Consider the following 12,697-nt stretch of genomic DNA (forward strand, 5'->3'; position numbering starts at 1 on the left):
GGCGGGTGGCCATGTCGCCGGCGATCGCGCCGCCGACCAGTCCCGCCACACCACCGACGATGCCGCCCACGATCATGCCGACCGGCCCGAGCAGGGAGCCGACCGCCATGCCGATTCCGGCGCCCGCGCCGCCGCCGAGCAGCCCGCCGACGATCGAGCCGAGCAGGGAGCGGTGGAGGGTGGGTGTGCTGTCCCGGGTGGCCGCCGTTGCGTCGCGGGGGGCTGCGCCAGGCGTCGCGGAGGCGCGTTCGGCCGCGTGCTCCCCGGCGCTGTCCGGTGACGACACCCGCCAGGGACCGGCCGCTGACGGATGGCCGTCCTGCTGCACGTGGAAGGCCTCGTGGGCGATCAGGCGTCGTCCCGCCACGCTGTCCGGCCGGTACGCGCCGGGGGCGAAGACAATGTCGCGACCGGCCGTGTAGGCCTCTGCGCCCAGGGCCAGCGCACTGCGCCCGGCCTCTTCGTCGACGTGGACACGGACATCGCCGAAGTCGCGGCCGTAGCGACCGGCAAGCTCCGCGTTGACTGCATCCGGCAGGCGCGAGCCCGACCCGGCCACGACCCGGCGCACGTCGGGGGCGCGGTCGGCGCGCTGCGCCTCGTTCTGCGACGGGAGCAGGTCGTGGTCCCTCATTCGTCGCACCTGTGCCTGGGCAGCCGTGCCGCATCGGGAATCGGGCGCTGGGCGTCGATATAGGCCTTGTCCGCATCACTGCAGCCGGTGCCCTGTTCGGGGTGGTCCACGCGCTCGTGGTGGGTCGCGGCGTCGCGATGCAGCTCCACCTCGACCCGACGCAGGAACGGGAACACGCGCTCCCAGCGGGCCCGTCCGGCGATGCGCCGGCCGTGGGCATCGCGCCCTTGCACGAAGGCCTCGATATCATCCAGCGCCTGCTGACGCTGTATCGGATCGGTGCGCCGGGCACCCTCGACGCCGAGCAGGTCGAGCCGTTCGTCCGGCCCGAGCCCGGACAGCTGGGCGACGAGCTGGCGGGTGAGCTCGCTGTTGCGGGCTTCCTGGCCCGGCCGCGTGGAGGATTCGCCGAGCAGTTCGCCGATGCCTTCGGCCGCGGGCAGCGCCCCTGCCGTGGCCGGCAACTGGCTCGAGATGGCCGTCCGGGCCTGCTCGGCGCGACGCAGGCCCAGCGCCTGGTTGTACGGCACCGCACCTTCGGGCGAGGCATAGCCGCGGATCGAGTTGACCGTGTAGCCCTGGCCGGCCAGGTTGGCGATCGACGCCACCTGGCTGTTGAACTCGGTGGGGTTGGCGGGCTGGGCGTTGTCGTACTGGTAGAGCAGGGCGGGGCGCTGGGTATCGGCGGCGCGGTCGACCACCTCGCGCTGGCCGTACGGCGTGCATGCGTATTCCGGCAACGGCGGCGGGCAGGTGCACGTATAGCAGTCCACCCGCGGCGTCCGGTCCGGCCCGCCGAAGCGGCCATGGACGAACAGCCCTGGCGCCAGCTGGGGCTGACCGTTGCCCGGGTCGATGTCGATACCCGGACGCAGCTGCAGGTCGCTGAGTCCCGGCAGGTCGGGCAGCGGAATCTCCGCACCGATGTGCAGGGTCTGGCGGGTGTCGGTGGGTCCGCCGGTGGGCGTGCTCTCCTCGCGTTGGTAGCCCAGGTTGACCGCGAACCAGCGCGTGCCCACCCGCAGGTTCAACGAGTACTGGTTCGCGGAGAGCGTGGGCCGGTGCGAGGCGTCGACGAAGCCGGTGATGGTGAAGCTGACCCCCTGCGGGGTGATACGCAGCTGGCCGGTCACGCGGATGTCCTGCTCGGCGGTGCCGGCGGTGGCGTGGGCGGACACGCTGGCCTGCAGGATACCGTCCACGGTCAGGGTGACCGAGCCGCTGGCACTGAGCGAGGCCTGATCGATCGCGGTGCGGCCCAGCGTCGGCAGGGTGGCACCGGCCTCGGGATGGCTTTCCAGGGTGTGCAGCAGGCGCTGCCCGGCATCCACCACCCGCGAGTAGTCGATGTCGCCGTCGGTGGTCAGCCGAACGCTGCCGTGGCAGATCGTGTAGTGCAGGCGGAGGGCGTTGGCCTGCTGGTCCCACTCGAAGACGTGGCCGCTGGGCGTGGACTGGGTGCGGGCGACGCGCTGCGGATCGTCGCAGGGCCGGTCGCGCATGGTGCGATGGATGCGCACGCCGCCACCGCTGCCGTCGGGGTGGTCGATCTCGGCTTCGCCGGGAATCGCGTCGCGCTGCAGCCGCCCCGTCGACCCCGGCGACGAGGCCACCGCAATCGGCTGGCCGGCGAGGATGGCGTCCGCGGCGGCGTCGGCTTCGCGCTCCATCGGTGCATCGGGTGCATCCACGTCGATCGCATCCGTTGCCGCGACCGGCGTGCTGCCGCGCTGCTGCACGGTATGGGTCAGCTCGTGGGCCAGCAGGTGCAGGCCATGACTGCTGTCCGGGCGATAGCGGCCGGCGCCGAAATGGACGTGCTGGCCCCAGGTGAAGGCGTTGGCGTGCAGGTCACGGGCGGCACGATGGCTGGCGCTGTCGTCGTGGATGCGCACGTCGGCCAGGCTGGTGCCGAACAGCGGCTCCAGTTGCTGCCGCCAGCGGCGCGGCAGCGGTGCGCCCCCCTGGTCCAGTCCGGTCAGCCCGGACGATGCGGGGCGGGCGTTGTCTGCAGCCTGCCGTTGCAGCTTCTTCTTGCGGCAGCTGTCGCAGTGGCCGCCGCAGGCACAGGCGCGCTGGATGCGCCGCGTTGGCGGCATATTGCGCACGGTCTGTGGCGGGGCCAGGCGGCTCATGACCGATCACCTCCCGGCAAGGCCTCACGGACCCGCTCGACCACCTCGGTCGCTGCGGGCGCGGCCCAGGTGCCCGGGCATTGGGCGGGTGCCTGCTGCCCCTGCAGCGGCGCCAGCGCCGCGCGCAACTGCGCAGACAGATCGTCCGCGGCCGCCGGCGAGCCGGGCGCGCCGCCGTCGATCACCAGTCGCCGGATGTGCACGTGGATCGCCGACGCGGCGGGCACGGGCCGGCTCATGACGTCGCTCCCGTGCGCACGCCGGTGCTGCGTTCCAGCTTGGCCAGCTCGGCGTGGGCCGCGCAGGTGAGATGCCGTTGCGATATCGCGGTGCCTTCGTGGGCGGCGATGAAGGCCGCATGCAACGTGGCGCTGCGGATGTTGCCGCCGGCCAGGTGCAGGCGTGCCAGCTCGCCCCAGCGGATGTCGCCGTCGCGCGGAGCGGCATCCGGCAGCTGCCGTTGCCAGAGCCCCTCGCGCGCCCGCTCGTCGGGAAACGGGAACTGCACCACGAAGCGGATGCGGCGCAGGAAGGCGCGGTCCAGGGCGCTCTTCATGTTGGTGGTGAGGATCACCAGTCCGCGGTAGGCCTCGATCCGCTGCAGCAGGTAGGCCACCTCGATATTGGCGTAGCGGTCGTGGCTGTCCTTGACTTCGGTGCGCTTGCCGAACAGCGCATCGGCCTCGTCGAACAGCAGCACGCAGCCGCCGCGCTCGGCCTGGTCGAAGATGCGCCGGAGGTTTTTTTCGGTCTCGCCGATGTACTTGCTGACCGTGCTGGCCAGGTCGATCCGGTAAAGATCCAGTGCCGCCGCGTTGGCGATCGCCTCGGCCGCCATGGTCTTGCCGGTCCCGCTCTCTCCGGCGAACAGCGCGGCCAGCCCCAGGCCGCGACCGGAGCGCGTGGCGAAACCCCAGTCGCGATAGACCTGGCGCTGGTGGCGGAGCTGGTGGCCGATGTCGCGCAGCAGGTTCAGCTGCGCGGGCGGAAGCACCAGGTCGTCGAGCGTGGTGGTCGAGTCGATGCGCTGGGCGAGGTCGTCCAGCCCGGCCCGGCTGTGCCGGCGCAACAGGGCCCAGCTCGCCTTGGCGATGCGCGCCGGGTCGTCCCCGGCCGTGGCGAGTCCGCCGGCCACATCGTCCAGCGACTGCGGCGTGGCGAGCATGAACTGTTCGCAGCTGTCGGCGATCGCCTCGTGCATGCGCGCTTCGTCGAGCGGGGTGCCGAGGGCCACGGCCCGATGGGCGAGCATCCCGGCCTGGCCGGACGCGGTCCAGGCGGGCAGCTCGATCCGCCGGGCCTGCAAGCGGGTGCCGGTGTCGGCACCGGCACCGACGATCACCTGCATGGTGCGCAGTTGTTCGGAGACATGTCCGGCCCGCGCCGACGCACCGTCGCAATCCAGTATCAACAGGGCCGACGCGAAGGCGGCTTCGCGATCGATCAGGCGCAGGGTGCGCACCAGCGTGGCGGGGTCCTCCGGCAGATCGCGCAGCCGCACAAGCAGGCCGCTGCGACCGGCATCCGCGAGCAGGGGCAGCCAGTCTTCCTGGGCGATCGGCACCCCGGCGCGCTCCAGTCGCACTTTTCCCGCGCGGTGGAGGGTCGCCACGGCCTCGCCCAGCCAGGGCGCGGACGCCGCCTCGCCGGTGTCCGCGCGCAGCGGTTCGACCAGCCCGTCGAGGCGCTCGTCCACCGCACTCACGGCGGTGAGGTAATGCAGCACCCGTTCGTCGATGCGCAACGGACCCCGGACGAGCTGGTCACCGGAGGTAACGATCAACTGCCAGAAGCGCAGCGGCGCCTGCGGCGAGAGCGCATCCCAGTGCGGGTCGTCGAGCGTCGCCGTGGCCATGGAGAAGCTCGGCGCGCCGTCGAGGTGGCCGGTGACATCCGCCACCTGGGCGGCCAGTCCGGAGTCCAGCGCGACGCCGGCGCAGAGCAGCAGCAATTCGCTCTCGAAGCGGCTCAGGCCGAACAGCTGCGCGCAGCGGTCCAGCGCCGGGACGAAGTCGGTTGCCGGGCCGGCGCGTGGCGGTACCGGTGCTGCGCCGGCCTGCATCTGCTCGATACGTGCGCGCAGGTCGGCGATGCGGGCGACCAGCCACTGCTGGTTGCGTTCTGCCCACGAAGCCTCGCCAATGGCCGCATGCAACTGGGCATTCATGCCGGCACCCCCAGTTGCTGGGCCGGATCGAAGACCGGCGCCTGGCCGGGCACGATCAGCACCAGTTCGCTGTCGACACCGTCGACGCGCAGGCGCACCGGGTAGGTTCCAGCTGCCAGCGCATCGGGGAAGTCGAACACCAGCGGATCGGCGGTCGCGGCACGCGGATTCGCCGTGCTCTGCGCGGTGCCCAGGGTGAGCAGCGCGATCTGCTCCCGGTGCACGAGGGGACGGGAGGCGAGGGTGACCCGCACCCGTGCCGGTGAACTGCTTCGGATCACGCTCGCCGCCGGCAGATTCAGCGGCGCACCGGTCGCGGCGATCACCGGGGCGGCACTGAGCAGCAGCGGTATCGCATTGGTCTCGCGCGGGTGCAGTTCGCTGTCGGGAGTCAGCCGCACGCTCAGTTGCCAGGCGCCGGCCGGCAGCGCGGCTTGCGCGGGGCCGTCATTGGGCAGCGACAGGCTGAAGCCGGTGCCGGTCGCGTTGGGAGCGATCGCGATCTCCAGTGGGTCTTCCAGCAGGCGATGCATCAGCCGCGCGGTCGCACCGGTGCCGTTGAGGCGAATGCCAGTGACCTCCACCGTCTCGCCGAGCCGCGCGGTCTTCTGGCTGTGCGGCGGCGTGGCGGCAAACAGGGTCGGGGTCGCAGGCAGCAGGTCCGGATGGACCTGGACGCCGGCGTCGCGCTGGGTGGCGGGGTCGACCGTGCCGCGCGAGAGCACCGGCAGCGGCAGTCGTGCCGGATGCGTGCCCTCGATCAGCAGCACCGACACCATGTACGCCGCCGACGGCCGATAGTGGCTCTGGATCGCCGACCACAGCTTGCTCATTTCGTCGATACCGAGTGCGGCCTGGGTGATCTTGATCGACTCGACCTGGTCGGCCAGGTCCGATGCCGCCAGCGCCTGGAATGCCGGCGGCAGCATGCTCACATCCAGCGGGCTGGGGTCCAGCGCGCGACGGATCGAGGCACGGTCCAGCCACGGGCGCTCGTGCAGCAGGTGCATGGCGTAGCCGAGCAGGATCTCGGCGTGGAAGTCGGTGCGACCGTAGGCGGTGAGCACGTAGTGCAGGTCGACCGCCAGCGGGGCGTTGCTCTGGCGCTCGCCGGCGGCGTTGCGCGAGGGCATCGCGGCGTTGCGCCAGGCGGCGTTCGGGGTGACCTGGTGCAGGAACAGGTTGAGCCGCGGCGGCGCCTCGGCGTCCTCCAGGTCGATGGTGTCCGGAGCGACGGCGCTGACGTTGACCGTGGTGCCGACCGCGCTGCCGGCCTCGATCATGCCGTTGTCCAGCAGGTTGCGCAGCACCGCGCTGACCGCGCCGATGGCAAGCGGCGAACTCATGGCCGATCCCTCTCGCGACCGTGCAGGTAGTCGCCCAGGCTCTGCGCCGGCGGTGTCCGCCGCCGTGTCGTGGTGGCAGGCTTCGGACCATGCGGAGCCCGCACCTCGATACGGTCGATGCTGACGTGGACGACGGGGGCCGTGCTGCGTTGGTCATCCGCCCCGGCATACAGCGCCACGGTGGCGGACGACAGCGGCGCCCCCGCCGGAACCTGCCGGGCGTGCCCGGTGTAGGTGGACGGCAGCGGGGGCGACACCTGCCGTGGATCGAGCGGCGACTGGACCTCGCCGACCGCCTGTGCGGCGCGGGCATCCGGCCGGGCCAGTGGCAATGGGGGCAGGACATCCGCGTCGAGCTGCAATGCGACGACGGACTCCCGCGCCGTCGGTGCCGGCGAGTCGACGACGCGGTCGCTCAGCGGCGCGTCGGGAGCCGCCGTGATCGGGCGCTTCGCCGCAGCCGGCATCGGTTCGCTCGCGTGCGCGGCCCGCGCGACCGGGGCAGTGGTGGGTGGGGTCCGGTGGTGCTGCTCCGATCGCCACGCCGCCGATGCGGCCGGCCTCTCTCCGGACGGCGCCAGCGGGTCCGGATCCGCATCGATCAGGGAGGGCGTGGCCAGCCGGCGCAGCGGCGCAGCCGGGCGCAGCGCATCGTGGTGGCGTGGGGTCAGCAGGCGCAGGAAGTCGGGCACCGCTTCAGGCTCCGGCCAGCTGCAGGTAGGCGGCGCGCCGGATCGGGCTCAGCCGCAGGATGTCGCTCTCGCTCCAGCCCCAGCGACTGGCCAGAACGCCGATCTGCGCGAGCAGTTGTTCGGCGACGTCGCGCAGTTCGCGCCACAGCAGCTCCACCGGATCGAGCGGGGCGTTCCATCCGTGTCCGCATGCCGGACAGGTCAGCGCGAAATGGAGCCCGGCACCGGGCGCCAGTTCTTCGATGCGGCGACTGATCGCCTCGCATGCCGGCAGCGAGGCGGGCGTGCCGCCCTCGACGCAGCGGCCGAGCAGGGCCCGGGCAAACGCCAGGTCGTCGTCGATCGACTCGAGCGCGTAAAGGTCGGACGGCACCGGCAATCGAAAGCGCCAGGACGCGCCGTCCGCCTCGACTTGTTGCCAGGTGTCCTCGCCGCGCTCGTGCATCAGGCCGTGTCTGCAGGCCTGGACGTCGATGGCGAACTCCACCGTGAGGTCACATTCCGGGCAGCGCCCCAGCAGCTCCGCTGACGCGCCGACCAGCGCCGCATAGCGCTGCAGCGCCAGCGCGTTCCGCTCGGTCAGCGAGCGGGGCATGGCACCCAGCAGCGCCATGTCGCGCTGCGCGGGAGGGCGATGGACGACGCACTCCCACAGCTCCAGGGCCGATTCGGGAGCGATCCGCATTAGGCCGGCTCGGTGAAGGACGGTTCGGCCGGTTCGACCACGTCGTAGTCGCGCTCCCAGCCTTCGTTTTCGAGTTTCAGCGTCTGGATCGCCACTGCGTTCGCATTGGCGTCCAGGTCGGGCAGCGCCTGGTACTCGGACACCCAGCAGCGGAAGATCCGGTACGCCAGCACCAGCTGGCCCGCCTCGTTGTAGACCTCCAGCAGCACGTCCTTGCGGAAGTTCGACAGCGAACTCTCCAGCCCCAGACCGGAGCCGAAGTTCCAGACGCGGTTGGCCCACTTCTCGAACTCGGTGTCGTGGGTGACGCCGCGCTCCAGCGTGACGGCCTCGTACTTGGTGCGCCCGGGCGACTTGCGCGACGTGCTGGGGTCGCCGCCTTCGCGGTGCTCCACCACTTCGGTGCTGCGCTTGAGCGCCGAGCACTTGCTCACGCCGGCGACGTAGCGACCGTCCCACTTGAGCCTGAACTTGAAGTTCTTGTATGGATCGAAGCGCTGCGGGTTGACGGAAAACTGGGCCATGTCTCTCGCTCCTCAGACGGCAATGTCGCCGGCGATCTGCTGCAGACGGATCACCACGAACTCGGCCGGCTTCAGCGGAGCGAAGCCGACGTGGATGTTGACGATCCCCAGGTTGATGTCGTTCTGCGTGGTGGTCTCGCGGTCGCACTTGACGAAGTAGGCCTCGCGCGCCGAACGCCCCTGGAACGCGCCCTGGCGGAACAGGTTCTGCATGAAGGCACCGACGTTGAGCCGGATCTGTGCCCACAGCGGTTCGTCGTTCGGCTCGAACACCACCCACTGCGTGCCCCGGTACAGGCTCTCCTCCAGGAACAGCGCCATCCGGCGCACCGGGATGTATTTCCACTCCGAGGCGCGCGCATCGTTGCCCTGCAGGGTGCGTGCGCCCCAGACCACCGAGCCGTACACCGGTAGATTGCGCAGGCAGTTGATGCCGAGCGGATTGAGTTGGCCGTTCTCCGCATCGCTCATGGAGAGCTCCAGCGATGCGGCACCGTTGACGCTGGCATCCGCGCCGGCCGGGGCCTTCCACACGCCGCGGGCGCCGTCGGTGCGGGCGTAGACCCCGGCCACGTAGCCGCACGGCGGAAAACTGGCCAAGGCGCCCTGGCGCAACGGGTCGGGGGCACGCACCCACGGATAGTAGATGGCGGCATAGCTGGCGTCCGAGCCGGTCATGCCGGTGAGCGCCGCAGGCATGTTGCCGACGGTCGTGCCCTCCGGGGCATCCACCAGCAGAAAGGCGCGACGTGCCTTGCACTTGCCCTGCAGCGTGGAGATCGTGCCGGCGTCGGTCAGCCCCGGCACGCAAACCAGATTGAACAGGTCGATGCGGTCGATCACGCCGCCGGTGGCGAAGCTGGCGGTCACCGCGGTGCGGAACGCCGCGTCGGCCGCGGACCACTGTGCGCCGTCGGTGCCGGCCTGCACGCTCTTCAGCGGTGTGGTGCCGGCGGCGGGCGTGGTCGATCCGCTGGTATCCGCGCTGATGTAAAGCGAACGGCCGTTGATCACGTTCTTGACGAAGCGTGGGTCGGTAGCGGTCATCGACAGGTTCTCGAACGTCTCCACCACCGACGTGGCGTCGGCGCTATCGCTGAGCACCTGAAGACGGAACCGCGTGACGTCGTCGGCGCGCAGGGTAATGGCGATGCCGTAGCCGTTCGCCCACTGGCCCGGCGAGCTGGCGCTGAAACTCAGGTTGCCGGTGCTGCCCTTGGTGGTTTTCGCTCCGGCGTCGGCCACCCGCAGCACGTAGGCATCGGAGCCACCGTTGTCGAAGAACTGCTGGACGGCGTATCCGAGATAGGTTCGCGTATCCAGGCCGCCGTAGTAGCGCTCGTAGTCCGCGAAGCTGGCGATGCGCACCGCGCGGTCGACCGGCCCTCGTGCCGCCCAGCCGATGAACAAGGCGATCGACGTCGCCACCCCGGTGATGGTGCGTACACCGCTGGACGCCTCCTGGACATAGACCCCGGGGTAGGTGAGGGAAGCTGGCATGAGATCGCTCCTTGGCAGAGGAAATTCGGATCCGCTGCCGCCGCGTCCCTGCCGCGATGACCGATCGCGCCATCCAGGATGCAGCGGCATCCGCCACTGGCAGGGCCATGCGGCCGGATCGCATGGTTGCCGTCGGGCAGGTGGGGCAGTGCAACGAGCCCTGCTGTCGCAATAGCCGTGCCACGCGTACGGCGCGTGCCGGGCATCGCCTGGACGATCCCCCCGTTCGGCGCGAAGGCGCATGCTCTTGCGGTGTGCGGCCCGTGCCGGAGCGCGCGACGCGTCCTCGCCGCCCATGACAGCAAGTAACGTGGCCGGGTATTCGCGGACCCGGAAGCAGGGCGCAGGCGGGTACGCCTGGACCCACCCGCGTGGGTGCAGCGTTCCCGCGCGGGTGCGGGTGATACCCGCAGGCCTGGCGCGACGTGGAGTGTCCCGTTCTTGCAGTGAGTCGAGGCCGGGCTGATGCGGCCGGCCGTTCGGTGGCCGCTGCGGTCCCTGAGTCCGATGCGGCGAGTGGGGTCGCGCGGCTTCATCGCCGTCGGGCAGCCCGATTGTTGGCCGCCTGCCGGCGGTGGTCGGGCGCGACGGATGCGTCGCCCAGACCGCGGTTGCGTGACCTGCCACGCACGGTCGATCGGGCACCGCGGACGGCCAGGCCGCCCGGCGCGACCGGCGGCGCGCCACGCCTGGCGGCGGCGCCGTTCGGCACAGGGCCCGAAACGGGTGACAGGCAACTCCCCCGACCAGGAGGGAGTCATCGCCCTGAGCGCCGCAGCTAGACCACGTGCGAGGCCAGCAGGTCCTCGATCTTCACCGGCAGCTCGCGCACGCGCACGCCGGTGGCGTGGTGCACCGCGTTGGCGATCGCCGGGGCCACGCCGGCCAGGCCGATCTCGCCGATGCCGCGTGCGCCGAGCGCGTTGAGCTTCGTATCGGGGTAGTCGAGGAACAGCACGTCCACGTCCGGCATGTCGGCGTGGGTGGTCATGATGTAGTCGGCCAGGTTGCTGTTGATCGCCTTGCCGTGCAGCGGCTCGTAGCGGGTGTCCTCGAACAGCGCCATGCCCACGCCCATCGCGATCGCACCCTCGATCTGGTTGCGCCCGGTGAGCGGGTTGAGGATGCGCCCGGCGTCGATCGCGGTGACCACGCGGCTGACCCGCAGCCGGGCGATGGCCGGATCCCAGGTCACTTCGACGAAGTGCGCGCCGTAGGAGTGCATGGAGAACTTCTTCGCCTCCTTGTCGCCGAAGGTGTTGCGCGACTTGCCCTTGCCCTCGACGTGCGCCAGCCGCGCCTGCTTCAGGATGTCGGCGAACGGCACGCCGTCGGCCGGCGTGCCGCTGCGCAGGTGCACGCGGCCCTCGGTGAAGGCGAGTTGTTCGGCTTTCGCCCCGACGAACGGTCCGTGGCCGGCGGCAGTGTCCAGCAGCTGCTGCACCGCGTCGGCCGCGGCCTGCGCCACCGCCGGCACCAGCGAGCCGGTGACCATCGAGCCGCCGGAGAGCGGCCCCGGCGGCAGCGCGCTGTCGCCGATCACCACCTGGATGCGCTCGATCGGCACGCCCAGGTCGTACGCCACCATCTGCGCCAGCATGGTGTAGGTGCCGGTGCCGATGTCCTGCGTGCCGCTGGCCACGCGCACGCTGCCGTCGGCATTGAGCAGCAGCGACACCTCCGCGTCGAGCCGCTGCGCCATCCACGCGCAGGCCGCCATGCCCCAGCCGAGCACCACACCGTCTTGCCGCATCGACCCGGTCGCCGGGTTGCGCCGCGACCAGCCGAAGTGCTCGGCGCCGCGGGTCAGGCACTCCTTCATGTGGCGCGAGGAGAACGGGATGCCGAGGCTCTCGTCGATGGCCGGCTCGTTGCGCAGGCGCAGTTCCACCGGGTCGATCTTCAGCGCCAGCGCCAGCTCGTCCATCGCCGACTCGATCGCGAACAGGCCCGGCACCGCGCCGGGGCCGCGCATGGCGGTGTTCGGTGCGATGTCGCGGCGGGCGCGGGCGCTGGTGACCTTGAGGTTGGGCGTGGAATAGAGAAAACCGGTGACCTCGCCGCAGTCTTCCTTGGAGTCGTCGATGCGCGAGGTGCGGTAGATGAAATCCTGGCGCAGCGCGACCAGCTTGCCGTCGTGGTTCGCGCCCAACCGCACGCGCTGCTGGGTGTTGGTGCGGTGGCCGACGTTGTGGAACATCATCTGGCGCGTCACCACCAGTTTCACCGGCTTGCCGAGGTCGCGCGCCGCGGCGGCGGCGAGCAGGGCATGCGGCCAGGGCCACAGCTTGCCGCCGAAGCCGGAGCCGAGGAACTCGGTGACGATCCGCACGTTCTCCTTCGGCACGCCGAGCATCTGCGCCATCACCGCGCGGTGGTTCATGATCGACTGGGTGGTCTCGTACAGCGTGAACGCCTTGCCGTCCCACACCGCCACGCTGGCGTGCAGCTCGATCGGATTGTGGGTTTCCGGCGGCGTGGTGTAGGTCTGGTCGACCGTCACCGGGGCGCTGGCCAGGGCCGCGTCGACGTGGCCGCGTTCCGAATCGGTGGTCTGGTTTTCCTCCGGACTCAACGCCAGGCGCACGTCCGGCGGGGCGACGTTGCGGTAATCCACCTTCACCGCGCGGGCCGCGGCGGTGGCCTGCTCGAAGGTGTCGGCCACCACCAGCGCCACGTACTGGCCGTAGTAGTGGACGGTGTCGTCCTCGAACGGTGGCCGGCTCTCGTCGATCATCCCGGACTTGCCGGGCTTGTAGAACGTGCCGATGTTGGCGCGGGTGTAGACCTTGCGCACGCCGGGCATGGCCGCGGCGGCAGAGTCGTCGATGGCGGCGATCTCGCCACGGGCGATGGTCGCGCCCACCGGCACCGCGTAGAGCAGGCCGGGGAAGTGGTGGTCGGAACTGTAGGTGGCGCGACCGCTGACTTTCAGCGGGCCGTCCACGCGCGGGATGGAGGCGCCGATGGCGGGCCGGGTGGAGGTGGCGTCGGGGGACATGGTCGGTTCTCCT

The 12,697-nt window shown here is 71.0% G+C and carries 10 protein-coding genes; all 10 read right to left on the reverse strand.

Annotated elements, in window-relative coordinates:
- A partial coding sequence (locus tag C693_RS24080; RefSeq protein WP_198506915.1) for a DUF4157 domain-containing protein occupies positions 1-634 on the reverse strand: 634 nt, incomplete at its 3' end.
- Positions 631-2,769 carry a DUF4157 domain-containing protein gene (locus C693_RS22815; protein WP_017464131.1) on the reverse strand — a complete coding sequence of 713 codons (2,139 nt, stop codon included), beginning with the start codon at positions 2,767-2,769 and terminating at the stop codon, positions 631-633. The genes C693_RS22815 and C693_RS24080, both read right to left, overlap by 4 nt.
- Positions 2,766-3,008: a hypothetical protein gene (locus C693_RS0120375; RefSeq protein ID WP_017464132.1), complete on the reverse strand. Its 243-nt coding sequence runs from the start codon at positions 3,006-3,008 to the stop codon at positions 2,766-2,768. Before C693_RS0120375 ends, C693_RS22815 begins: the two co-directional genes overlap by 4 nt.
- The gene (locus tag C693_RS0120380) at positions 3,005-4,936 is read right to left on the reverse strand and encodes an ATP-binding protein (RefSeq protein WP_017464133.1); all 1,932 of its coding nucleotides are present in this window, start codon (positions 4,934-4,936) and stop codon (positions 3,005-3,007) included. The genes C693_RS0120375 and C693_RS0120380 overlap by 4 nt, the downstream gene beginning before the upstream one ends.
- Positions 4,933-6,282, reverse strand: coding sequence for a DUF4255 domain-containing protein (locus tag C693_RS0120385; RefSeq protein WP_017464134.1), 1,350 nt, complete (start codon positions 6,280-6,282; stop codon positions 4,933-4,935). The genes C693_RS0120380 and C693_RS0120385 overlap by 4 nt, the downstream gene beginning before the upstream one ends.
- Positions 6,279-6,974, reverse strand: a complete 696-nt coding sequence (locus C693_RS0120390) for a hypothetical protein (RefSeq protein ID WP_026107591.1) — start codon at positions 6,972-6,974, stop codon at positions 6,279-6,281. The genes C693_RS0120385 and C693_RS0120390 overlap by 4 nt, the downstream gene beginning before the upstream one ends.
- 4 nt (positions 6,975-6,978) lie before the next feature.
- The gene (locus C693_RS22360; RefSeq protein WP_017464135.1) at positions 6,979-7,659 is read right to left on the reverse strand and encodes a hypothetical protein; all 681 of its coding nucleotides are present in this window, start codon (positions 7,657-7,659) and stop codon (positions 6,979-6,981) included.
- Complete coding sequence (locus C693_RS0120400; RefSeq protein WP_017464136.1) at positions 7,659-8,183, reverse strand: phage tail protein; 525 nt, start codon at positions 8,181-8,183, stop codon at positions 7,659-7,661. The genes C693_RS22360 and C693_RS0120400 overlap by 1 nt, the downstream gene beginning before the upstream one ends.
- 12 nt (positions 8,184-8,195) lie before the next feature.
- Positions 8,196-9,683 carry a phage tail sheath subtilisin-like domain-containing protein gene (locus C693_RS0120405; RefSeq protein WP_017464137.1) on the reverse strand — a complete coding sequence of 496 codons (1,488 nt, stop codon included), beginning with the start codon at positions 9,681-9,683 and terminating at the stop codon, positions 8,196-8,198.
- Positions 9,684-10,461: 778 nt separating this feature from the next.
- Positions 10,462-12,684 (reverse strand): xanthine dehydrogenase family protein molybdopterin-binding subunit, encoded by a 2,223-nt coding sequence (locus tag C693_RS0120410; RefSeq protein WP_017464138.1) that lies wholly within the window; start codon positions 12,682-12,684, stop codon positions 10,462-10,464.
- Positions 12,685-12,697 lie beyond the last annotated feature (13 nt).

The sequence above is a fragment of the Dyella ginsengisoli LA-4 genome, from assembly GCF_000334915.1.
In the GTDB taxonomy this organism is placed as follows: domain Bacteria; phylum Pseudomonadota; class Gammaproteobacteria; order Xanthomonadales; family Rhodanobacteraceae; genus Dyella_A; species Dyella_A ginsengisoli_A.

What these genes read in the sequence shown, in the direction of transcription:
- C693_RS22815 (WP_017464131.1), bottom strand. Translation starts at nt 2,769, where the DNA reads ATGAGCCGCCTGGCCCCGCCACAGACCGTGCGCAATATGCCGCCAACG.
- C693_RS0120375 (WP_017464132.1), bottom strand. Translation starts at nt 3,008, where the DNA reads ATGAGCCGGCCCGTGCCCGCCGCGTCGGCGATCCACGTGCACATCCGG.
- C693_RS0120380 (WP_017464133.1), bottom strand. Translation starts at nt 4,936, where the DNA reads ATGAATGCCCAGTTGCATGCGGCCATTGGCGAGGCTTCGTGGGCAGAA.
- C693_RS0120385 (WP_017464134.1), bottom strand. Translation starts at nt 6,282, where the DNA reads ATGAGTTCGCCGCTTGCCATCGGCGCGGTCAGCGCGGTGCTGCGCAAC.
- C693_RS22360 (WP_017464135.1), bottom strand. Translation starts at nt 7,659, where the DNA reads ATGCGGATCGCTCCCGAATCGGCCCTGGAGCTGTGGGAGTGCGTCGTC.
- C693_RS0120400 (WP_017464136.1), bottom strand. Translation starts at nt 8,183, where the DNA reads ATGGCCCAGTTTTCCGTCAACCCGCAGCGCTTCGATCCATACAAGAAC.
- C693_RS0120405 (WP_017464137.1), bottom strand. Translation starts at nt 9,683, where the DNA reads ATGCCAGCTTCCCTCACCTACCCCGGGGTCTATGTCCAGGAGGCGTCC.
- C693_RS0120410 (WP_017464138.1), bottom strand. Translation starts at nt 12,684, where the DNA reads ATGTCCCCCGACGCCACCTCCACCCGGCCCGCCATCGGCGCCTCCATC.